Source organism: Micromonospora marina, from assembly GCF_900091565.1.
In the GTDB taxonomy this organism is placed as follows: Bacteria; Actinomycetota; Actinomycetes; order Mycobacteriales; family Micromonosporaceae; genus Micromonospora; species Micromonospora marina.
On sequence record NZ_FMCV01000009.1, the window covers coordinates 146931 to 168311 of the forward strand.

General features: G+C 72.0%; 19 protein-coding genes and 1 pseudogene. 12 read left to right on the forward strand and 8 right to left on the reverse strand.

The window, feature by feature from the left end; translation table 11 throughout:
- Positions 1 to 29: 29 nt before the first annotated feature.
- Together GA0070215_RS13545 and GA0070215_RS13550 are read left to right on the forward strand one after the other, a co-directional pair.
- The gene (locus tag GA0070215_RS13545) at positions 30 to 476 is read left to right on the forward strand and encodes a GNAT family N-acetyltransferase (protein ID WP_279616558.1); all 447 of its coding nucleotides are present in this window, start codon (positions 30 to 32) and stop codon (positions 474 to 476) included.
- 124 nt (positions 477 to 600) lie between these two features.
- Positions 601 to 3675 (forward strand): DEAD/DEAH box helicase, encoded by a 3075-nt coding sequence (locus GA0070215_RS13550; protein WP_091045905.1) that lies wholly within the window; start codon positions 601 to 603, stop codon positions 3673 to 3675.
- Positions 3676 to 3700: 25 nt separating this feature from the next.
- Here the strand turns inward: GA0070215_RS13550 and GA0070215_RS29060 are convergent, their stop codons facing one another.
- The 4 genes from GA0070215_RS29060 to GA0070215_RS13565 all read right to left on the reverse strand — a co-directional run bounded on the left by GA0070215_RS29060 (position 3701) and on the right by GA0070215_RS13565 (position 5530).
- Positions 3701 to 3967: a hypothetical protein gene (locus GA0070215_RS29060; protein WP_244166987.1), complete on the reverse strand. Its 267-nt coding sequence runs from the start codon at positions 3965 to 3967 to the stop codon at positions 3701 to 3703.
- Between the two features lie 8 nt (positions 3968 to 3975).
- On the reverse strand, positions 3976 to 4158 hold the full coding sequence (locus GA0070215_RS29065; protein ID WP_244166988.1) for a hypothetical protein: 183 nt from the start codon (positions 4156 to 4158) through the stop codon (positions 3976 to 3978).
- Positions 4155 to 4661, reverse strand: coding sequence for an anthrone oxygenase family protein (locus tag GA0070215_RS13560; RefSeq protein WP_091045909.1), 507 nt, complete (start codon positions 4659 to 4661; stop codon positions 4155 to 4157). Before GA0070215_RS13560 ends, GA0070215_RS29065 begins: the two co-directional genes overlap by 4 nt.
- A 251-nt stretch (positions 4662 to 4912) precedes the next feature.
- A complete protein-coding gene (locus GA0070215_RS13565) occupies positions 4913 to 5530 on the reverse strand; it encodes a TetR/AcrR family transcriptional regulator (RefSeq protein ID WP_208600342.1) in 618 nt (205 codons plus the stop codon).
- 88 nt (positions 5531 to 5618) lie between these two features.
- Here GA0070215_RS13565 and GA0070215_RS13570 point away from each other — a divergent pair, with 88 nt between their 5' ends.
- The 4 genes and pseudogenes from GA0070215_RS13570 to GA0070215_RS13585 all read left to right on the forward strand — a co-directional run bounded on the left by GA0070215_RS13570 (position 5619) and on the right by GA0070215_RS13585 (position 9592).
- Complete coding sequence (locus GA0070215_RS13570; RefSeq protein ID WP_091045913.1) at positions 5619 to 6392, forward strand: SDR family oxidoreductase; 774 nt, start codon at positions 5619 to 5621, stop codon at positions 6390 to 6392.
- A gap of 80 nt (positions 6393 to 6472) precedes the next feature.
- Positions 6473 to 7707: pseudogene (locus GA0070215_RS13575) on the forward strand (IS701 family transposase).
- Positions 7708 to 7745: 38 nt separating this feature from the next.
- Positions 7746 to 8933, forward strand: coding sequence for a sensor histidine kinase (locus tag GA0070215_RS13580; RefSeq protein WP_091045916.1), 1188 nt, complete (start codon positions 7746 to 7748; stop codon positions 8931 to 8933).
- A complete protein-coding gene (locus GA0070215_RS13585; protein WP_091045920.1) occupies positions 8930 to 9592 on the forward strand; it encodes a response regulator in 663 nt (220 codons plus the stop codon). Before GA0070215_RS13580 ends, GA0070215_RS13585 begins: the two co-directional genes overlap by 4 nt.
- Before the next feature lie 7 nt (positions 9593 to 9599).
- Here GA0070215_RS13585 and GA0070215_RS13590 read toward each other — a convergent pair whose 3' ends face one another.
- Positions 9600 to 11759: an MMPL family transporter gene (locus GA0070215_RS13590; RefSeq protein ID WP_091045923.1), complete on the reverse strand. Its 2160-nt coding sequence runs from the start codon at positions 11757 to 11759 to the stop codon at positions 9600 to 9602.
- Between the two features lie 112 nt (positions 11760 to 11871).
- Here GA0070215_RS13590 and GA0070215_RS13595 point away from each other — a divergent pair, with 112 nt between their 5' ends.
- The 3 genes from GA0070215_RS13595 to GA0070215_RS13605 all read left to right on the forward strand — a co-directional run bounded on the left by GA0070215_RS13595 (position 11872) and on the right by GA0070215_RS13605 (position 14178).
- Entirely contained in the window at positions 11872 to 12822 is a 951-nt protein-coding gene (locus GA0070215_RS13595) for a hypothetical protein (protein WP_091045926.1), read from the forward strand.
- A 223-nt stretch (positions 12823 to 13045) separates the two neighbouring features.
- Positions 13046 to 13411, forward strand: coding sequence for a VOC family protein (locus tag GA0070215_RS13600; protein ID WP_091045928.1), 366 nt, complete (start codon positions 13046 to 13048; stop codon positions 13409 to 13411).
- A gap of 32 nt (positions 13412 to 13443) precedes the next feature.
- Entirely contained in the window at positions 13444 to 14178 is a 735-nt protein-coding gene (locus tag GA0070215_RS13605) for a YqjF family protein (RefSeq protein WP_091045931.1), read from the forward strand.
- Between the two features lie 114 nt (positions 14179 to 14292).
- On the opposite strand, the gene yidD is transcribed toward GA0070215_RS13605, so the two are convergent.
- Positions 14293 to 14664 carry a membrane protein insertion efficiency factor YidD gene (yidD, locus tag GA0070215_RS13610; RefSeq protein WP_244166989.1) on the reverse strand — a complete coding sequence of 124 codons (372 nt, stop codon included), beginning with the start codon at positions 14662 to 14664 and terminating at the stop codon, positions 14293 to 14295.
- A 120-nt stretch (positions 14665 to 14784) separates the two neighbouring features.
- Here yidD and GA0070215_RS13615 point away from each other — a divergent pair, with 120 nt between their 5' ends.
- Positions 14785 to 15645, forward strand: a complete 861-nt coding sequence (locus GA0070215_RS13615; RefSeq protein ID WP_091045935.1) for an AraC family transcriptional regulator — start codon at positions 14785 to 14787, stop codon at positions 15643 to 15645.
- Here the strand turns inward: GA0070215_RS13615 and GA0070215_RS13620 are convergent.
- Both GA0070215_RS13620 and GA0070215_RS13625 read right to left on the reverse strand, forming a co-directional pair.
- A complete protein-coding gene (locus GA0070215_RS13620) occupies positions 15642 to 16844 on the reverse strand; it encodes a phosphotransferase family protein (protein ID WP_091045938.1) in 1203 nt (400 codons plus the stop codon). The genes GA0070215_RS13615 and GA0070215_RS13620 overlap by 4 nt on opposite strands.
- 42 nt (positions 16845 to 16886) lie before the next feature.
- Positions 16887 to 18041, reverse strand: coding sequence for a hypothetical protein (locus GA0070215_RS13625; protein WP_091045942.1), 1155 nt, complete (start codon positions 18039 to 18041; stop codon positions 16887 to 16889).
- A 263-nt stretch (positions 18042 to 18304) separates the two neighbouring features.
- Between GA0070215_RS13625 and GA0070215_RS13630 the strand changes: the two genes are divergently transcribed.
- The gene (locus GA0070215_RS13630; protein ID WP_091045946.1) at positions 18305 to 19846 is read left to right on the forward strand and encodes a gluconokinase; all 1542 of its coding nucleotides are present in this window, start codon (positions 18305 to 18307) and stop codon (positions 19844 to 19846) included.
- Positions 19847 to 19867: 21 nt separating this feature from the next.
- Positions 19868 to 21376: a GntT/GntP/DsdX family permease gene (locus tag GA0070215_RS13635; protein WP_091045951.1), complete on the forward strand. Its 1509-nt coding sequence runs from the start codon at positions 19868 to 19870 to the stop codon at positions 21374 to 21376.
- Positions 21377 to 21381 lie beyond the last annotated feature (5 nt).

The window sequence follows — 21381 nt, forward strand, 5'->3', positions numbered from 1 at the left end:
CAACTGCTGCCCGGTGGGATCCTGTCCTCGTGCTGGATCTGCGACTACGCCACCAGACCGCAGCAGAGGCCGAGGGCATGGTTGAGCAGCTTGTGGACGTTTACCTCGACGCGCACGCCGACGACGGCCCGCGCTACACGGCCGAGCGGTACGAGCGGCAGCTCGCGGCGCACATGCCCCGGGAAGGCTGGGAACTGGTGACGGCCAGGGTCGACGACGAGCTGGTCGGCTACGTCTACGGCTTCCCGCTCGGAGCCGCTACGCGTTGGTGGGACGGCATCCACGAGCCGGTGCCGGACGGCTTCACGGACGAGAACGGGCACCGGACGTTCGCAGTCTGCGAATTGCTGGTGCGGCGATCGTGGCAACGCCGGGGCATCGCCCGGGCGCTCCACGACCGGCTCCTGAGCACCCGGCGGGAACAGAGGGCCACGCTGCTCGTACGGCCCGACAACGCCGCCGCCCAGCAGGCGTAGTCCGCATCAAAGCGATTGCGTCGAGCCGGTGATGGGCACGCGTCCGGTGTCGATGATCTGACAGGCGGTAGGACGAAGCTCCTGACACCTACCCCGCCGGCCTCCGCCCGGCTAGCTTGCCACCGTGGGGGATCTTGAACAGGGCATCTACGAACACCTGATCACGGAGAAGCTTGCGACGCAGCTCAGCCGCGTCGACAGCGCCCTCGTCCGGGACGCGAAGCTGGATTCCGCCGACGCACATGACGTACTCGCCCGGCACATCGCGGGCCTCGCACGGCGGGCGCTACTCGGCGTCGGCGGGGGCGAGAGCAAGCTGGCCCGGCAGGTCGACCTGGCGAACCGGATCGCCGCGCACATCGCTCAGGCCGAGCCTCGTGCCGTCACCACCGACGACCAGGTGGCGGACGCTCAACGTCTGTTGCACGCCATCGCCGCCCCGCCTGCACCACCGGCCGCACCGGTCTTCCCGATCCGCCCCTCGACGCCGCTTTCCACCGGCGCGCTCCTGGTCAACGGCCGGCACCAGCCGCGCATCGGCCATGAGGTCAGCCACGAGATGGCGTCGGCGGACGAGGTGGACCTGATCTGCGCTTTCATCAAGTGGCACGGTCTGCGCATCATCGAGCCAGCGATCACCGAGCTGGTCGCCCGAGGCGGCCGGGTGCGGGTCATCACGACGACGTACATGGGCGCCACCGACCAGCGGGCACTGGATCGGCTCGCCGAGTTGGGCGCCGAGATAAAGGTCTCCTACGAGACGCGGACCACCCGCCTGCACGCCAAGGCGTGGCTGTTCCGGCGGAACAACGGGACCACCACCGCGTACGTCGGCTCGTCGAATCTGTCCAAGGCCGCGCTCGTCGACGGCGTGGAGTGGAACGTCCGCATCTCGAACCTGGAACAGCCGCACGTCATCGACACGTTCGAGGCCACGTTCGCCGACTACTGGAACGACTCGGCGTTCGAGACCTACGACCCGGCGACCGATGCCGAGCGCCTGCGCATCGCGTTGAGAGGAGAACGCGCCGACGACGCTCCGACCGAGATCGCGAACCTGGACGTGCGGCCGTTCCCGTACCAGCAGGAGGTCCTTGACGACCTCGACGCCGAACGGCTTGTGCACGGCCGCTGGCGCAACCTGGTGGTGATGGCGACCGGTACCGGTAAGACGGTGGTGGCAGCGCTCGACTACCGCCGGCTCCGGCGAGCCGGCCGCGTCGACTCGCTGCTCTTCGTCGCCCACCAGGAACAGATCCTGCGGCAGAGCCGGTCGATGTTCCGCCAGGTCATGGGCGACGGCACGTTCGGTGAGACGTTCGTGGGCGGCGACCGGCCGCAGGGGTGGAAGCACGTCTTCGCCTCGATCCAGTCGCTGCACCGTCAGGAGATCGACCCCGAGGCGTACGACATGGTGATCGTCGACGAGTTCCACCACGCCGAGGCACCGACGTACACGGCGTTGCTGGAGCGACTTCGGCCGCGCGTACTCCTGGGCCTGACCGCGACGCCCGAGCGGAGCGACGGCGGCGATGTGCGCCGGTGGTTCGACGGCCACGCGTCGGTGGAGTTACACCTGTGGGAGGCCCTCGAACGGCAGTTGCTGGCACCGTTCCAGTACTTCGGGTTGCACGACGATGTGGACCTGGCGCGGGTGCGGTGGAAACGCGGGCAGGGGTACGACAAGGCCGAGCTGGACGGCGTCTACACCGGCAACCACGCTCGGGCGCGATTGATCCTGCAGGCGGTCCGGCGGATCGCTGATGTCGGGCGGATGCGCGGGCTCGGTTTCTGCGTCAGCATCGGGCACGCGGAGTTCATGGCCGACTGGTTCACCGAGCACGGGGTGCCGTCCGCGGCCATCACGTCGACTGTTGACCGGGCGGATCGCCACGCGCTGATCGACCGCTTCCGCAAGCGTGAGCTGAAGGTGCTCTTCACAGTCGACCTGTTCAACGAGGGTGTCGACCTGCCGATGGTGGACACCATCCTCATGCTGCGTCCCACCGAGAGCGCCACGATCTTCCTCCAACAGCTCGGCCGGGGGTTGCGGCTGGACGACGGCAAGCCGTGCCTGACCGTGCTCGACTTCATCGGCGGCCAGCACGCGAACTTCCGGTTCGACCTGCGCTGGCGTGCGCTTGCCGGGGTCAGCCGGCGGGCGGTCGAAGCCGCCGTCCGGGAGGACTTCCCCTCGCTGCCCAGCGGCTGCCACATCGAGCTGGACCGGGTGGCGAAGGACATCGTGCTCGCCAACCTCAAGTCGGCTCTGCCTACCTCGAAGAACGCGCTGGTGGCCGAGCTGCGGCAGCTCGGTGACGTGAGCCTGTCCGACTTCCTGCGCGAGACCGGCCTGGAGATCGAGGACGTCTACCGCTCGGCGAACATCGGCGGCTGGGCCGGGCTTCGGCGTCTCGCCGGTCTCGACCCGGCCGAGGGCGGCCCGGACGACCGTGATCTGGGCCGGGCCATCGGCCGGATGCTCCACACCGACGATGTCGATCGGCTGGGTCTGATCTCTCGGGTCGCAGCCGGTCAGCGTCCGGCCACCGGGCGACTGCTCGACATGCTGCACTTCAGCCTGTGGGGGCCGGCGGTGCCGCTGACCGAACGCGACGCCCGGCTCAAGCGGCTGTGGGCGGAGCCGGCGCGCTGCGCCGAGCTGCGACAGGTAGCCGACGTGCTGCGCGACCGCATCCACCGGGTCACCCAGCCATCTACGCCGGGTCGGGTGCCGCTGCGGGTGCACGCGCGCTACAGCCGGAACGAGGCGTGCGCGGCCTTCGGCATGGCCAACCCGGGTTCGCTGCGCGAGGGCGTGAAGTGGCTGCCCGACGAGCACGCGGACATGTTCTTCGTCACGCTCGTCAAGTCCGAGGAGCACTACTCTCCCACCACCATGTACGCCGACCGCGCCATCACGGACAAGCTGTTCCAGTGGGAGTCGCAGAGCACCACGTCATCGGGCTCGTCGACCGGGCAGCGGTACGTCAACCACGTCGCGCAGGGGTCGACGGTGCACCTGTTCGTTCGCGAGACAAAGATCGCCGACCGTGATCTGGGCGCACCGCCGTACCTGTACGCGGGACCGATGACATACCGGGAGCACAGCGGCGACCGGCCCATGCGGATTCTCTGGGAGCTGCGGTATCCGCTGCCCGCCGACATGTACACCGCCGCCCGCGCGATCGCCGCCTGAGCGGTGGCTCCCGTCCGCTCGCTGATCAGGCTGGTGGGCGAGAGCCATCGACCTGGTCACCACGTCGGGCCGGCGCGGGCAGCACCCGGCCGAGCAGCACCGCCACCCCACCGGCGATCACCCCGACCATCGTCCCGGTGACCAGGCTCGACATCACCGCCGCACCCCGCAACAACGCCTCCCGCGCCCCCGGCTCCAGCCCGGCCAGCCCTGGCGCGTCCATCCCCAGCGACGAGTCCCAGAACACCTGGTGACCGGCCGCCAGGAACACGCCGTACAGCGCCCCGATCACCACGATCGTCAGGAACGGGCGCGGTGGCCGCCGCCACAGCACGGCGGCGGCCCGACCGCGAGCAGTGCGGCCACGACCGTGCCCTCCGGCACGACATCGAGGTCGTGCAGGGCCACGCGCGGGGCGGCCAGCGCGGCCAGCGCGACCAACGTCGGCCAGGAGAACCCAAGGGTACGGCGGCTCGCGCTCATCGCGTCGCCTCTGCCGACTCCGAAGCCGACGCCGACGCAGAGGCCGGGGCCGACGGCGGAACAGCCGCAGTGGAGCGCACGAAGCGAAGCAGCGCGACGAACGCCAGCGCGGCCGTCACCGCACCTCCGGCGAAGCGCACCCAGTGACCGGCGACGAACTCGGCGGCGACCTGCCGCAGGTACTCGGCGGAGTGCGTGCCGGGCGGGTCCACGAACATGATCTCGTTGCGCGGCCAGAAGAAGACAGCGGAGAACAGGAACTCGCAGACGACGAACACGGCTGTGGCGCCGGCGACCCACCAGCGCAGCCGGCGGTCGCGCCAGGTGAGCGGCGTGGCGGCGACGCTGCTCAGGGTCACCGACGCGCCGAGCGGCGGGAAGTAGTCGTGCGGGCCGCCGTGGACGAGGAACTCGCGGGCCCGGTCGAGTGAGGCGGGCGCGTCGTTGAAGATGTTCGGGTAGAGCATGACGGTCTCGGCGGCGACTCCGCCGAACGATATCATCGACGCCCATACCATGACAATAAGGGCGATCCAGGTCAGTCTTGTGCGCACCACGAGGGTTCTCCTCACGTTTCGGGGACGCCATCGACGCTAGGTCGGCCGTCCTCCGCCGGCGTCCGCGTGGCAGCGCGACCGGATGTCGCTTCTCGGCGTACGCCTCGGGGTCAACCCTGACGCCTGCGGACGACAGCGGTGAGGGTCCGTGCGGACCTAGTACTCCAGCTGTAGATCGTGATCTTGCCGCGAGGTGCTCAGTCTTGCGCTTCGGGCCAGGCGGACAGTGCCAGTTCTGCCGTTTCGGTGAGTTCTGTGGTTGTTGCGCCATCCCGGGCACGCTGTGACATGCCCTGGATGACTGCGGCAAAGTAAGCGGCTAGGGCGCGAGGGTTGGCTGCAGCGGATAGTTCGCCTTGCTGCTGTGCGGTCTTCAGATGTGTTTCGAAGGCGGCCAGGTTCGCGTTGCGCAGGTCGCGAAGGAACGCCGCGACCTCGGCGTCCTGAACGGTGACGTTGGTGGCGGCGCTGATGGTCAGACAGCCGGCCGGGTGGGAGGGGTCGGGGTAGACGGCCGCCGCCTCGCGAAGAATGCGGCGGAACGCGCCGCGCGCTGTGGGCTCCTCTTCCAGGGCAGTACCGATGAACGCACCCACGGGAGAGCGTCCGTAGGTGTGGACGACCTCTTTGAACAGGGTCTTTTTATCCCCGAATGCCGCATATAGGCTGCCGGGTTTGATGCCCATGGCCCGGGTCAGCTCGCCGATGGAGGTGGCCTCGTAGCCGTGCTCCCAGAACAGCCGGGTGGCGGCTGCCAGGGCCATCGTGCGGTCGAACGCCGGCGGCCGTCCTCGCTTCACGCCTGGTCCACTCATCGCCTCGATTCTAGAGCGAGCACTCAAGAACTTGTGCTACCTTTATTCTTGAGTCATCACTCAAGAAATGGGGAGGCGGACAATAGTCATGGCAACAGGAGCACTTGAGGGCAAGGTTGCGCTGGTCACCGGAGGCAGCCGAGGCATCGGCCGGGCCATCGCGGAACGACTCGCCCGGGACGGCGCCGCCGTCGGCGTCACCTACGCCCGCGACGAGACGGCGGCGAGCGAGACCGTCGAGCGTATCCGGAAGAACGGCGGGCGGGCCTTCGCGCTGCGCGCGGAGCTGGGACGGCACGGCGACGCAACGCGCCTGTGGGCCGCCTTCGACGCTGCGGGCAAGGACCACGTGTCCGACGGGAAGCTCGACATCATCGTCAACAACGCCGGCATAGGACGCAGCCCGGCGTTGGCCTCCTTGACCGAGGACGGCTTCGACGAGGTCTTCGCCGTGAACGTGCGTGCGCCGTTCTTCATCGTGCAGCAGGGGCTGTCGCGCCTGCGTGACGGGGGCCGGATCATCAACATCTCCAGCGGTGCGGCCAGCTTGGCCATGCCGGAGATCATCGCCTACGGCGCCACCAAGGGCGCACTGGACACCTTCACCCTCAACCTGGCCAAGGAGCTGGGCCCGCGGGGCATCACGGCCAACTCGGTGGCCCCCGGGATCGTCGATACAGATGTCAACGCGGCCTGGCTTCGGGGGAATCCGCAGGCCGAGGCACATGCGGCAGCCCTGGCCGCCCTTGGCCGTGTTGGGCAGCCGGAAGACGTGGCCGACATCGTGGCCTTCCTCGCGTCCAACGACGCGCGTTGGGTGACCGGCCGGGTCATCGACGCGACGGGAGGCGCCGGGCTGTGAGTCATCTCCCTTGGGCGGGAGCATCGCGCCGTGGTCTCCCGCCCGAGGGGGAGCGTTGGCGGGCGGTTTTTGCTGAGTTGATGGGCCGGATCGCAGGCCGGTTCGCCCGGGTCGAACCACGGCAACGGGCCGGACAGTTGGTACTTGGGTTGCTGTCGGACCTGCCGCGCAAGAACTGCTGGACGATCGCGGAGCGGGCAGGTGAAGCGAACCCGCACGGCATGCAGCATCTGCTGTGCCGGGCCTCCTGGAACGCCGACGCCGTCCGTGACGATGTCCGCGAGTACGTCGTTGAGCACCTGCACGACCAAGAGGCGGTGTTGGTCGTGGACGAGACCGGCGATGTGAAGAAAGGTACCCACACCGTCGGGGTCCAGCGCCAGTACACCGGCACGGCCGGGCGGATCGAGAACTCCCAGGTCGCCGTCTACCTCGTCTATGCAGGTGCCCGCGGCCATGCGGCGGTGGACCGGGAACTGTATGTCCCACGGTCCTGGATCTGCGACCCGGACCGCTGCCGGGCGGCGGGGCTGGGCGATGACGTCGTCTTCGCGACCAAGCCCGAGTTGGCCCGCACGATGATCGAACGGTTCCTGGACGCCGGACACCACGTCGGCTGGGTCGCTGGCGACGAGGTCTACGGCGGCAACCCCAAACTGCGGACCTCCCTGGAAGAACGCGGCCTGGGGTATGTCCTCGCGGTGGCCTGCTCAGCCGAAGTCACCACCAAAGCAGGCAAGTTCCGTGCCGACACGCTCGCGGCGAGGGTGCCGAAGCGGGCTTGGCAGAAGCTGTCGGCAGGCGCGGGAGCAAAGGGCAACCGCTTCTACGACTGGGCCGTCATCGACCTGACCGAGCCCAGCCCCGGCCACCGGCAGCTGCTGATCCGCCGCAACCGCCGCACCGGTGAACTGGCCTACTACCGCTGCCACTCCATCTCACGGGTCCCGCTCGCCACCCTGGTCAGGGTCGCTGGATCAAGGTGGCGAGTGGAGGAGACATTCCAGACCGAAAAGGGGCTGGCTGGCCTGGACGAGCACCAGCTCCGCCGCTACCCTCCTGGGCCCGCTGGGTCACCCTCGCCATGCTCGCCCACGCCTTCCTCGCCGTCGTCCGGGCCGACGAACACACCCGCCCGGCCCCCGACGACCTCATTCCGCTGACCTGCAACGAGATCCAGCACCTGTTCATCACGCTCGTCGTCCAGCCCCTGTCCAACGTGGCCCACCGCCTCAGCTGGTCCGAGTGGAGACGACGTCACCAAGCCCGATCACGCACTAGCCACTACCGGCGACAAGTCGCAACCCAGACATGAAGATCACGATCTACAGCTGGAGTACTAGGCTCGAAGGCGTGCCCGACACCTCGCCCACCCGCGCCGACGCGCTGCTCGCGGCGGCCACGCTCGGCCTGGTCGCGGTGGCCGTGGCTGCCGACCGGCCCGCGCCCGGCGGCGCGGCGCTCGCGGTCGTGGTCGGCGCGGTGCTCGGCGGGCTGGTGCTGTACGCCAGGCGGTGGCCGCTGCCGGCGCTGGTCGCCACGGCGGTCGTGATCCTCGGGTACTACGCGCTGGACCTGCCGCCGGTCGGGGTGGCCGCCCCGGCCGCCGCAGTCCTCTACCGGGTGTCCGAACGCGGGCGTGTCGTCCCGGCCGCCGTGGTGGCCGGAAGCCTGCTGGCCGTGTCGGTGGCCGCCCGGCTGGTCGAGGGCGACGACGTCGCTGTGGTAGTGGGTACGGAACTCGGCTCCGAGGCGGCGTTGCTGCTCGCCGTCATCGCCCTCGGTGACGCGGTACGCAACCGCAGGTCGCTGCGGGCGGCGCTGGTCCGCCAGGCGGTCGCGGCGGACGAGGAACGCCATCGGGAGGCGGCCCGCCAGGTCGAGGCGGAACGGCTGCGCATCGCCCGGGAGGTGCACGACACGCTCGGGCACACCATGTCGGTGATCACGTTGCAGTCGGCAGTCGCGCGGGAGGCGCTCGCGGACAGCGATCCGGCGCAGGCGGACAACGCGCTCGCAGCGATCCGGTCGGTGAGCGGCAGCGCGATGGCGGAGCTGCGGGCGACGCTCGGCACGCTGCGCCGCGAGCCCGGGCCACGAGAACCGGTCCCCGGCTTCGACCGGCTCCCGGCGCTCGTGGACGGCGTACGCCGGGGCGGGCTGGTCGTGGACCTGCGGATCGAGGGTCCGGTGGACACGCTGCCCGCGGTGGTGGGCAGCACCGTCTACCGGGTCGTGCAGGAGGCGTTGACGAACGTCCTGCGCCACGCCGACGCCACCCGGGTCACCGTGGCTGTGCGCGCCACGCCCGGTCGGCTCGCGTTGGAGGTGGTGGACGACGGCCGCGGCGGGCCGCCCGCCGGGTACGGGACGGGCCAGGGCCTGCGCGGCATGGCCGAGCGGGTGGCGCTGCTGGGCGGCACCGTCGAGACCGGCACCGCCGCAACCGGCGGCACCGGGGCAACCGGAGGCAGGGCAACCGGCGGCAGCGGCGGCTTCCGGGTGTCGGTCCACCTGCCGCTCGCGGGGGTGGCCGCGTGAACCCGATCCGCGTCGTCCTCGTCGACGACCAGCACTTGGTCCGCACCGGCCTGCGTGCCCTGCTCGACCGGGCACCGGACATCGAGGTCGTGGGCGAGGCCGGCGACGGCCCCGGCGGACTCTCGGTGGTGCGGCAGCAGCGACCCGACATCGTGCTGATGGACGTACGGATGCCCGGCGGGGACGGGTTGGAGGCGACCCGGCGGATCCTGACCGACCCCACACTGGCCGGCGTACAGGTGGTCATGCTGACCACGTTCGACGACGACGAGTACCTGTTCGAGGCGATCCGCGCCGGAGCGGGCGGTTTCCTGCTCAAGGACACCCCGCCCGACGCGCTGCGGGACGCGGTCCGGACGGTGGCCGGTGGCGACGCGCTGCTCTCCCCCGCGGTGACCCGGCGGGTGCTCGCCGCGGCGGCCCGCTCGCCGGTGGCCGATCCGGGGCGGCTCGCCGGACTGACCGCCCGGGAACGGGACGTGCTGGCGCAGGTGGGCGCCGGACGGTCGAACACGGAGATCGGTCAGGCGTTGTTCCTGAGCCCCGACACCGCCCGCACCTACGTGAGCCGGCTGCTCCAGAAGCTGAACGCCCGCGACCGGGCGCAGCTCGTCGTGATCGCGTACGAGAGCGGGCTGGTCCGTCCCGGCGAGCAGTGAGGCCCGGTCAGATCTGCGCCTCGCCCACCGGCTCCGGAGCCGCGTGCCGGCCCTCGCCGTTGCGCCGCTCGTCACCGTGCCCCGGCCACCACGCCTTGCGGCCGATCAGGCCGGTCAGCGCCGGTACGAAGAACATCGACATGACGAACGCGGACAGCACGATCCCGATCGCCACCGCGAAGCCCATCTGCTGGAGGAACGAGATCGGCGCGAGCATCAGCACCCCGAACGTGCCGGCCAGGATCAGCCCGGCGGCGGCGACTGTCGGACCGGCGTGTTCCACCCCGATCGCGGCGGCCCGGTGCGGCTCGTGACCCTCGCGCGCCTCCTCGCGGAGCCGGGCGATCATCAGGATGTTGTAGTCGGTGCCGATCGCCACCACGAACAGGTAGAGGATGATCGGCAACTGGAACGTCACGCCCGGATTGCCCTGGAGCCCCTGGAACACGTAGACGGTGGCGCCGAGCGTGGCGGCGAAGTTCAGCAGCACCGCGATCACCAGGTAGACCGGTGCGACGAGGCTGCGCAGCAACAGCGCGAGGATGAGCGCGATCAGGGCGGCGGCGACCGGAAGGATCACCGACAGGTCCCGGTTGTTGGCCGAGTTGATGTCCGCGAAGATCGCCGTGGCGCCGCCGACCAGAGCCTTGGTGCCCGGCGGAGCGGCCTCGTGCAGCGCGTCCCGCAGGTCGTCGCGGACCAGCATGATCGCCTCGTTGGACATCGGGTTCTCGTCCAGCAGCAGGTTGATCCGGGCGACGCTCGGGTCGGTCGCGCTGCGCTCCGGCGGCTGCGCCTGCCCGACACCGGGTGCCCGCGCCGACGCGGCGGCGAAGTCGTTCACCTGCTGGTCGGTGAGCGGAGTGCCGTTGCCGGTGGTCAGGTAGACCTCGGTGGGCGCGAGCGCACCGGCGGCGAACCCGCGCTGGAGATCCTGTGCGGCCCGCGCCGACTCGGTGTCCTGCGGGAAGCCGGCGCTGAAGTCGTAGTCGGCCTTGTAGCCGAGCACCCCGGCGGCGAGCGCGACGAGCAGCGCGCCGGAGGCCGCGGCCACGACGGCCGGACGGCGGCCGACGACGACACCGAGCCGCCGGGACAGCGTCGCCTTGGGCGGGCGCTGCCACGCCTTCGACGGCCAGAACACCCACCGGCCGAGCAGGGACACGAGCGCCGGGATCAGGGTCAGCGAGGTGACGAGCATGACGCCGACGGCGATGGCGAGCGCCGGGCCGAGCGAGCCGAAGAAACCGAGCGAGGCGAGCAGCAGCACCAGGAACGCCACGATGACCGCACCGGCGGCCGAGGTGATGACCTCGCCGACCCGCTGTACCGAGACGATCATCGCGGTGCGCTTGTCGTCGCCCGCGCGCAGCCGCTCCCGGTAGCGGAACAGCAGGAACAGGATGTAGTCGGTGCCGATGCCGAACAGCACGATCAGCAGGATGGTCTGCAGGTCCTGGCTGACGTTGAGGTCGAACGCCTTGCCGGCGGCGGCGACCAGCCCGGTGGTGACGGACATGACGACACTGATGACCACCACCGGCAGCAGCGCGGCGATCGGGCTGCGGAAGATGATCAGGATCAGCCCGATGATGAGGACGATGGTGGCGACACCGACGACGGCGAACGCCTCGTTGAACGTGTCCTCGTTGTCGACGAAGCTCGCCACGTCGCCCGCCACCCCGGCGGTCAGTCCGCTGCCGGCCAGGTCCGCGGCGAGGCCGGCGCGCAGGTCGCGGACGGCGTCGAGCAGCTTCGGGTCGTCGGGGCTGTCGGCGTCGAGACCGACGGAGATGATCTGCACCGACTTGTCCGGCGCGACGGCCTGCGGGCCGGTCAGGTAGCCGGTGGTCTGCGGGATGTTGCGGGCCTTGAGCTTGGCGGCGAGCTGCCCCACGCGCGCCTCGTCGGCCGGGGTCAGCGGCTTGCCGTCGCTGCGTTTGACCACGATCGTGGCGGTGGCGGTGGCCGCCTGCGGGAACGACTTCTCGGCCAGCTCGGTGGCCTGCACCGATTCGTAGGAGCGCGGCAGGAAGCTCTCCTGGTCCGCGGAGGTGATGTCGCTCAGCGAAGGGCTGGCGGCGATGATCGCGATCGCGGCGACGACCCAGCCGCCGATCACCCACCAGGCCTTGCCCACGACGAATCTGCCCAGGCGCTCGAACATCGTTTCCCCCGTGTGTTCGGCTGTGTCGCACGTGATCCTACGCTGTGTGAGCAATCCCTTTCGGACGCCTCGCGGACTTCCGTCGATGATCCGGGTGGTCCAGAATCGACCGATGAGCGTGCGGCTGCCCGGTCCCGGAGTGCTGACGGCCTGGTTGGCCGCGACCGTGCCGGCGCCGCTCGTCGTCTACGAGTGGACCCACAGATGGGAGGAAGACCAGCCGATCTCCACCGCGCTGTGGTGGCCCGTACTCGCGTCGCCGGTGCTCGCCGCCGTGGTGGCGGCCCGGCAACCCCGGCGCCCCGCGGTGGCAGTCGGCCTGTCCACGCTGGTCACCGCGGCGCTGCTCGCGGTGTCACTGGCGTACTTCCGGTGGGTCGTGCCGCTGACCGGCGAGGCCCGCTGGGGGCGGGTACTGCTCGGCGGCGCGGCGCTCGCGGTGGCCGGCGCGCTGATCGGGTACGTCGTGGGCGGGCGCCTGCCCCACCGGGCCCGCCCGGCGTCGCGGCGCGGCTATCTGGTCGGCGGGCTCGCCGTCGTGTCCGGCGCGCTGCTGGCGCAGACCGCGGTACGGCTCGGCGCCGAGGACAGCACGATCGGGCAACCCCCACACGAGTACGGCGGCGTCGGCCCCTACTCGACGTCGGCGGGCCGGTTCACGGTGCCGGCCGGCGGGGCGTACGCGATCTTCTCGGTGGGCTTCTCCCCGGCGGACCCGGACTGCCGGGTCACCGGCGGCGGCTCGGCGGCCCGGGCGGCCGAGCCGGTCTCCGTCCCGCCGGGTGACTACGGCGGCGACGCCGCCACCTACGCCTGGGTGGCCACCCTGCGGGTGCCGTCGCCGGGTACGTGGACGCTCGACTGCCGCGCGGATGACCCGGAGGCGTCCTACGTGGTGGGTGACGTGCCGGAGATCCGGGGCGCGGTGGGCGAGGTGATCCACTGGCCGGTGGGCGTGATCTGGCTGCTCGGCGCGGTGCCCGGCCTGCTGATCGTCGCGGACACCGCCCGGCGACGGCGCGCGTCCCACCCGGCGGTCCTTACCGCCGCCGGAAACATATAGAGGCAAAGCGATATGCCTCAGAGTCATAATCATGACTCTGAGGCATATCGCTCTCAACGGCTTACCTCTTCAACGAGGCTGGACCACCGAGCCCGGGCGCTCGACGACGGCTGGCGTCACCGACGGCTGCCCGGCGGCGGCAGGCGCGAGACAAACCGGGCGGCGGAAGTGTCGTAGCCGACTCGTAGCCTGACGCGGTCAACGACGATCGCAGGGAGGCGACGTGCTCGACCACTTCTCCGTAGCGGTGCGCGACCTGGCGGCCAGCGGCGCCTTCTACGACGCGGTGCTCGCCCCGCTGGGCGGGCGGCGGCTGATGGAGCCCGGCCCGATCGGCTACGGCGTCGACGCGCCCGACTTCTGGGTGGAGCCCGCGCCCTCCGGCGCCACACCGGTGCCGGTGCACATCGCGTTCACCGCCGCCGACCGCGCCACGGTGCGGGCGTTCCACGACGCGGCCGTCGCCGCCGGCGCCGAGGTGTTGCACGCGCCGAAGGAGTGGCCGGAATACCACGCCGGCTACTACGGCGCGTTCGTCCGCGACCCGGACGGTAACAACGTCGAGGCGGTCTGCCACCGCCCGGAGTGAGTCCGGGCGCGTCCGGGAGGCACGATGGACCGATGGAGATCGAGCCGGTCGAGCACGCTCCGGTACGCGCCATACGCCTCGCCTGGCTGGCCCAGCGCTGGCACGACCTGACGTTCCTGCACTGGGCGGTTCCGCCGGAGCGGGTGGCGCCGCTGCTGCCCGCCGGCACCCGGCCGGACACGCTCGACGGGCTCACCTACGTCGGGCTGATCGGTTTCCGGATGGTCGGGCTGGGGCTCGGGCGTGGTCCGGGCGTGCCCTACTTCGGCACGTTCTGGGAGACGAACGTCCGGCTCTACTCAGTCGACGGCTCGGGGCGCCGCGCTGTGGTGTTCCGCTCGCTCGATGCGTCCCGGCTGGTGCCCGTGCTGGTGGCGCAGGCGAGCCTGCGCCTGCCGTACAAGTGGTCTTCGATGCGGCTGGACCGTGCCGGCGACACGCTCACCTACCGTTGCCGCCGCCGCTGGCCTGGTCCGGCCGGCGCGACCAGCCGGATGACGGTCCGCGTCGACGCGCCGATCCCCGAGCCGACGCCGCTCGAACACTTCCTCACCGCCCGCTGGGGCCTGCACACCCGCGCTTACGGCCGCACCCGGCACCTGCCGAACTGGCATCCGCAGTGGCCGCTGCACCACGCCGAACTGCTGCACCTGGACGACGAGCTGGTCACCGCCGCCGGCCTGCCGGCACCGGACGGCCCACCGGCGAGCGTGCTCTACTCCCCGGGCGTCCCGGTCGTCTTCGGCGGCCCCACGTCGGTCGGGTGACCGCCACGTTGATCGACGCCGGGTCGCCGGAGTGGCGGCATCCGGCACACCGGGACACCGCCACTTCCCCGAGGTGACGCCCGCACATCCGCACGGCGCGGAGGCGAGCGGCAGTCAGCGCAGGGGGTCGTGGGTGCCGTGCGGCACGTCGGGGCGGCATCGGCGTACCCGGTCGGCGGCCATCCGGCCGCCTGCCGCCAGCCCGTACCGCTCGACCGCGGCGAGCCCGTACGCGCTGCACGTCGGCGTGTAGCGACAGGTCGCCGGCCAGCGGTGCGACAGCCAGCGCCGGTAACCGAGGATGGCGGCCCGGCCGGCCCGGTCCACGGCGGGCCGCCGGACGACGCCGGCGGTCACCGAGCCGAGGGTGAGCAGCATCGAGAAGAGGCCCAGGTCGCAGCAGCCCGGCCCGTCACAGGTGGGCACGTCGCAGTTGCACCAGTCCCGGCTCTTCTTTTTCCTGTGGCGCCGCTTCCGGAAGATCACCACGCCATGATGCGACACCCGCGCCAGTGTCGACGAGGCGACCGGACCGGGTCCGGTGCGATCGGGCCGGCGGGCGTCCGGGAACCTAGCGTCGAGGGCGTCACCAGGAAGGAACATCGGGTGCTGGATCGGCTCAACGCGGCGCTTGACCACCTGGAACAGCGGCTCGACCAGCCGCTCGACGTGGCCGCGTCGGCCCGGATCGCGGGCGTGTCGGAACACCACTTCGGCCGGCTGTTCTCGGCGCTGGCCGGGCTGCCGCTGTCGGAGTACGTGCGCCGTCGCCGGATGACGCTGGCGGGCGCCGACGTGCTCGCCGGCCGGGAGTCGCTGCTCGCCGTGGCGGTCCGCTGGGGGTACGGCTCGAACGAGGCGTTCGCCCGCGCGTTCCGGGCCGTGCACGGCGTCGGGCCGACGCAGGCCCGGCAGGCCGGGGCGGTGCTGCGGTCCCAGCCCCGGATCTCCTTCCGGCTCGTCGTCGAAGGGAACACCAGCATGGACTACCGGATCGTGACCAAGGACGCCTTCCGGCTCGCCGGGCTGACGGCCCGGGTGCCGCTCGTGCACGAGGGCATGAACCCGCACATCGTGGCGTTCGTCAGGGGCCTCGACCCGGCCACGGTACGCCGGATCGAGGCGCTGTCCGACCAGGAGCCGCGCGGGATCGTCAACGTCAGCGCCGAGCTGACCGGCTCCCGCGACGAGGGCACCGAGCTGGACTACTGGTACGCGGCGGTGACCGGCGCGGACGTGCCGGACGACCTGCGCAGCCTCCCCGTCGAGGCCGGCGACTGGGCGGTGTTCTCCAGTTCCGGCGCGTTCCCGGTCGCGGTGCAACACCTGTGGCGGGCCGTGTTCACGTCCTGGTTCCCGTCGAACCCGTACGAGACCCGACCGGGGCCGGAGATCTCGCGGGTCCGGGTCGCCGAGGACGGCGGCACCGCCGACGCGGAGCTGTGGATCCCGGTGCGCCGCATCTAGGGTCCGGCCACCGCCGCCGCTCGCGCCGACGCGGCCGGCACGTCGTGCGCGTGGTACGGGTGCTCGGCCGGCTCGATCGCGGCGAGGAACATCGCGTACACGGCGGCCTGCCGCAGCGGCGCGACCGGCCGGAGCAGGTCGACGGCCCGGTGCGGATCGCTGCCGGGCACGTCGGTCCGCCACCGCCGCGCCCACGCGTCGACCAGCCGGGCGGCGGCGTCCGCGTCGACGTCCTCGGTGAGGCGCAGGATGTCGAAGGCGGGGTGGCCGACGAACGAGTCCGCCCAGTCGATCACGGTCCGGTGCCGGTCGTCGCCGCGTACGTTGCCGGGGTGCAGGTCGCCGTGCACGAGCGTGTCCGGCAGGCCGCAGTCGGCGACCTGCCGGAGCCGATGGTCGAGCCCGTCGAGCAGCCCGGCGGCGGCCGACACGTCGTGCCCGGCGAGCATCTCGCGGATCCAGTCCGCGAGCCTCGCCCCGCGCAGGTCGGGCACCCCGGCCGCGACCAGCTCGCCGACGACCCCGCACGCCCGCAGTTGCACCGCGTGATGCCCGGCCGCGATCGCGGCCCGCTCCCCCTCCCCGGCCCCGTACCGGTCCTCCCCCGGCACGTCCGCCAGCAGCATCCGCCCCTCCCCGTCGGCGGCGAGCACCACCGGCCCGTTGATCAATTCACCAGGAAAGGCCAGGACTGCGGGCTCGTGACGGGCGAACGGGGGAAGCTGCTTCAGCCACGTGGGGCCCTGATCCGTGTCGAGGCGCCAGATGGCGGAGAGGTTCCAGGTGCGCTGCTGCGCCACCGCCGTCACCCGGCGGCCGAGCCGCGTCAGCTCGCCGGTCGCCCACGCGACGCTGCGAGCTGGACCGCCCGCCTCCGCCCACCGCTGGCGCAGCGGATGCGGCGCGAGGTCCACCGCCGCCGGTTCCAGGGGTACGCCAAGCGCGTCCACGGCCGGTTCCAGCGGTACGGCCGGCGCGTCGACGACCTGCGCCAGGTAGCGGACGTGACCGCCCGGCGGCGCAGGGCGGTCGGCGTCGAGCAGCCGCAGCACGGCGATCTCCAGACCGTGGCGCTGCCGGACGGCGGCGACGATCGAGTGGACCTCCTGCCACCACGGCTCCGGTACGCGCAACGGCGGCAGCGCGCCGAGCGGGCGGCCGGCGGAGTCGAGCAGGACCAGCGTGACGGTGCGGGACACGGCCGGACGGTATCCGGGCGCCCCTACGGGAGGCGAGCGGATTCACCGCCAGACGGTACGGCGCAGCCCCTCGTGACCGGCGCACACGTCGCGCTGGCCGCCGGTGCGGCTGACCGAACCGTCGCGGCACTGCACCAGCCAGCCGCGCTCGGACCAGAACCCGGGTACGCAGTCGAACCAGTCGCACACTCCGGCGGCCGGCCGGCGGATGCGCTGGCCGCCGCAGAAGTCGTACCCGAAGGGGTTCGCCGGGGCGCCGCAGCGGCGCTCGACCGGCGGCTGCGGCGTGCCGCGCGGCGGTGCCGGACGGGCGCGGGACGGTTCGGGGCTCGTGCTGGGCCGGACCTGGACGGCGGGCGCGACGTGCGGCGGCGCGGGCGTGCCGGTGGCCCCCGGGGTCGCGGCGGCGGCGCGTTCCGAGCCGGCCCGGGTGGGCGGGTTGGACGCGACGAGCATCGCCGGCACGAGCAGCGCGAGCGCCGCGCCGACCGCCACCGTCCGCCGGCCGCCGGGCACCAGCGCGGTGACACGGGCCTGGGCGGGGGTGAGCACGGCCGGGCGTTTTGGCTGCGCCGCGGTGTGCTCCGCGATCAGCTCGTCCAGCTCGGCCACGACCGCGGCGCGCTGTTCGATCGCGTCGGCGAAGGCCAGCGTGAGCGTGAACCGGAAGTCGGCCGCCGCGCCGGTGGGCAGCAGCAGCCCGGAGGTACGCCGCCGGTCCAGCACCTGGATCAGGGTGACCGGCGCGCCGGGGTCGTGGGACAGGCCGGTCATCCGGCCGTACGCCCAGTCGCGCCGGCCGCGTCCGCCGAGCAGCACCAGCCGCCGGTTGGTGAGCACGGCGAGCCCGGCGTCGACCACCTTGACGCCCTCGGGGCGGCGCGGGCGCAGCGCGGGCGGGTCGGCCTCGACTGTCAGTTCGGGGGCGGGCAGCACAGCGGTGTGCCGCACCTCCACCAGTTGCGCGGCCGGGAGCGTCCAGAAGACCACCTCTCCGGGGGCCAGCTCCATCGGCAGGCCGACGCCCGCCTGGGCCGAGCCGTGGAAGGACACCGCGAGGTTACGCAGGCGGCGCAGCTCGTCGTCCCGGCGCCGCCACGCCTCGTCGGCGGCGCGGAAAGCCCGCTGACGCCGCTCGTTCTGCCGGTGCGCCCACCGGTACCGCCATGTGGAACCCGTCGAATCAGTCTTCGCCACGCCGACTCCTCCGCCGCGCGAGTCCACCAATCGGGGTGTCATTCATGTCAACGGTGCGGCAGGGGTACCAAGACACGCGAAAGTCACCAATTAGACCGATCGGCTGATTGACCGACACAATCGGCGGAAACCCCTGCGTCGATTCGCCTTCCGTACCACCGGGTCGCGGCGGTCCCGCTTCGTCGTGCGGGAGCGTGGACACGTCGGTAACGTCAGCCGCAACGGCGGGGCGGAGCGGCCCCGGGCGGCGAGGAGGTGCACCGGTGGGCGACCCGGCCGTGGTGGTGGGAGTGGACATCGGCACCACCAGTTCCAAGGCCGTCGCGTTCGACACCACCGGGCGGCAACTGGCCGGCCACTCGATCGGCTACCCGCTGGACGATCCGAACCCGGGCTGGGCCGAGCAGGATCCGGACCTCATCCACCAAGCCGTTCTCGGCGTGATCCGTGCAGTGGTGGACGAGCTGGACCGGCCGATCGCCGGCCTGTCGTTCAGCACCGCCATGCACAGCCTGATCGGGCTGGACGCCGACGGCAACCCGCTGACCCCGTCGATCACCTGGGCCGACTCCCGGGCCAGCGCGCAGGCCGAGCGCCTGCGCGCCGCGCCGTCCGGGCTCGCCCTGCACCGGCGCACCGGCACCCCGGTGCACCCGATGGCACCGCTGCCCAAGCTGGTCTGGTTCGCCGAGCAGGAACCCAAACTGCACGAGCGGGTCGCGCACTGGGTGGGCATCAAGGACCTCGTCCTGCGGCGGCTCGCCGAGGCGCTGGTCACCGACCACTCGGTCGCCTCCGCCACCGGCCTGATGGACATCCACCGGCTGGCCTGGGACACCGAGGCGCTCCGCGTCGCGGGCATCACCGAGGAGCAGCTTCCCCAGCTCGTACCGACCACCCACGTGCTCCCGGGGCTCACCGCCGAGGCGGCGCGGGCCACCGGGCTGCCGGTCGACACCCCGATCGTGGTGGGCGCCGGTGACGGACCGCTGGCGAACCTCGGGCTCGGCGCGGTCCGCCCCGGCGTGGTGGCCTGCTCGATCGGCACCAGCGGCGCGATGCGGGTGATGGTGGAACGTCCCGGCGTGGACCCGCTCGGCGGCGTGTTCTGCTACGCGCTCACCGAGGACCGCTGGGTGGTCGGCGGCGCGATCAACAACGGCGGGATCGCCCTCCAGTGGGCGAACGACGCGCTCGCCCCCGAACTGGGCGAGAACGCCGAGGTGGAGCTGCTCGACCTGGCCGCCACCGCGCCGGTCGGCTCCGGCGGGCTGATCATGCTGCCGTACCTGTTGAGCGAGCGGGCACCGCACTGGAGCGCGCTACCCCGCGGCGCGTACGTCGGGCTGACCCACGGCCACGGCCGGGCGCACCTGGTCCGGGCCGCGTTGGAGGGCGTCTGCCAGCAGCTCGCCCTGGTCCTCGCCTCGGTCCGCGCGGCCGGCAACGAGGTACGCGAGGTCCGCGCCAGCGGCGGTTTCGCCCGTAGTGCGCTGTGGCGGCAGATCCTCGCGGACGCGCTCGGCATGCCGGTGCGGTTCCCCGCCGGGCACGAGGGGTCCGGCTTCGGCGCCGCGCTGCTCGGCATGCAGGCGCTCGGCCTGATCCCGTCGATCGAGGTCGCCGCCGATCTGGTCCGGATCGAGGAGACGGTCCGCCCGGATCCCGCCTCCGCCGCCACGTACGCGGCGCTGCTCCCGCTCTTCTCCGAGCTGTACGACGCACTCGTACCCACGTTCGCGTCCCTGCGGCGGATGGCGCCGAGCCTGCCGCCGGAACCGCCACCCACCGCACCACCCCGCTGACGACCGAAGGGCGTGATAGCCGTGGTCACACTGCTCGCCGCACCAGCGGAACCGCTGACGAACGCCGGTGACACCCAGCTCGTCCTCGCGGCCCTGCTGGGCATCGCCGCGGTGGTGCTGCTCATCGCGTGGGGCAAGGTGCACCCGTTCCTGGCGCTGATCCTCGGCGCGGCGGTGCTCGGCGTGGTCGCCGCCGTACCCGTCGACAAGATCGTCACGTCGTTCAGCGGCGGCGTCGGCTCCACAGTCGGCGGGGTGGGCCTGCTGATCGCGCTCGGCGCGATGATCGGCGGCCTGCTGGCCGAGTCCGGCGGGGCGGACGGCATCGTGGAACGGGTGGTCGGCCGGGTCTCCGGAAGCGCGCTGCCCTGGGCGATGGCCGGGGTGGCCGCGCTCATCGGCCTGCCGCTGTTCTTCGAGGTCGGCGTGGTGCTGCTGGTGCCGATCGTGCTGCTCGTCTCGCTGCGGGTGGACGTGCCGCTGATGAAGATCGGCATTCCCGCGCTCGCCGGCCTGTCGGTGCTGCACGGCCTGGTGCCGCCGCACCCCGGCCCGCTGGTGGCGATCGACGCGCTCGGCGCCAACCTCGGTCAGACGCTCGCCCTGGGCCTGCTGGTGGCGATCCCCACCGTGATCATCGCCGGCCCGGTCTTCGGCAACCTCATCGCCCGGTACGTGCCGGCCACCGCACCGGCCGCGCTGCTGCCCACCCGGCGCGACACCGCTGACCGCAGCCCCACCCGGCCCGGCGACGGCCGGCTCGACGCCGACGGCGACCTGGTCACCGAGGACGACCTGCTCAACCCGGGCACCGGCCGCCCCGGCGCCGCGATCGAGGAACCGGCCGGGCGGCGGTCGACCCGGCCCCCGGCGCTCTGGGCGGCGGTGGTCACCGTGCTGCTGCCGGTGGTGCTGATGCTGTTGCGGGCGATCGGTGAACTGACGCTCGACGAGGGCACCGCCGGCCGCAAGGCGCTGGACATCGTCGGCACCCCGATCATCGCGCTGCTCGCGGGCGTCATCTTCGCCATGATCTTCCTGGGTTACCGGTCCGGCTTCAGCCGTACCCAGGTCTCCGGTTTCCTCGGCGGCTCGCTGCCGCCGATCGCCGGCATCCTGCTGATCGTCGCCGCAGGTGGCGGCTTCAAACAGGTGCTCGTCGACGCCGGCGTGGGCGACCTGGTCGCGGACGCCGCCGAGGGCGCGAACCTCTCGCCGCTGCTGCTCGGCTGGTTGGTAGCGGTCGGCATCCGGGTCGCCACCGGCTCGGCCACGGTCGCCACCATCACCGCCGCCGGCATCGTCGCGCCGCTGGCCGCCACACTCCAGGGCCCCGAGGTGGCGCTGCTGGCGCTGGCCATCGGCTGCGGGTCGCTGTTCTTCTCCCACGTCAACGACGCCGGCTTCTGGCTGGTGAAGGAGTACTTCGGGTTGACCGTCGGGCAGACCATCAAGAGCTGGTCGGTGATGGAGACGATCATCTCCGTGGTCGGCTTCCTCGGCGTCCTGCTGCTCGACGTGTTCATCTAGCGGCG

What these genes read in the sequence shown, in the direction of transcription:
- GA0070215_RS29065 (WP_244166988.1), bottom strand. Translation starts at nt 4,158, where the DNA reads ATGAGCGCGAGCCGCCGTACCCTTGGGTTCTCCTGGCCGACGTTGGTC.
- GA0070215_RS13560 (WP_091045909.1), bottom strand. Translation starts at nt 4,661, where the DNA reads ATGATATCGTTCGGCGGAGTCGCCGCCGAGACCGTCATGCTCTACCCG.
- GA0070215_RS13565 (WP_208600342.1), bottom strand. Translation starts at nt 5,530, where the DNA reads ATGAGTGGACCAGGCGTGAAGCGAGGACGGCCGCCGGCGTTCGACCGC.
- GA0070215_RS13570 (WP_091045913.1), top strand. Translation starts at nt 5,619, where the DNA reads ATGGCAACAGGAGCACTTGAGGGCAAGGTTGCGCTGGTCACCGGAGGC.
- GA0070215_RS13590 (WP_091045923.1), bottom strand. Translation starts at nt 11,759, where the DNA reads ATGTTCGAGCGCCTGGGCAGATTCGTCGTGGGCAAGGCCTGGTGGGTG.
- GA0070215_RS13595 (WP_091045926.1), top strand. Translation starts at nt 11,872, where the DNA reads ATGAGCGTGCGGCTGCCCGGTCCCGGAGTGCTGACGGCCTGGTTGGCC.
- GA0070215_RS13605 (WP_091045931.1), top strand. Translation starts at nt 13,444, where the DNA reads ATGGAGATCGAGCCGGTCGAGCACGCTCCGGTACGCGCCATACGCCTC.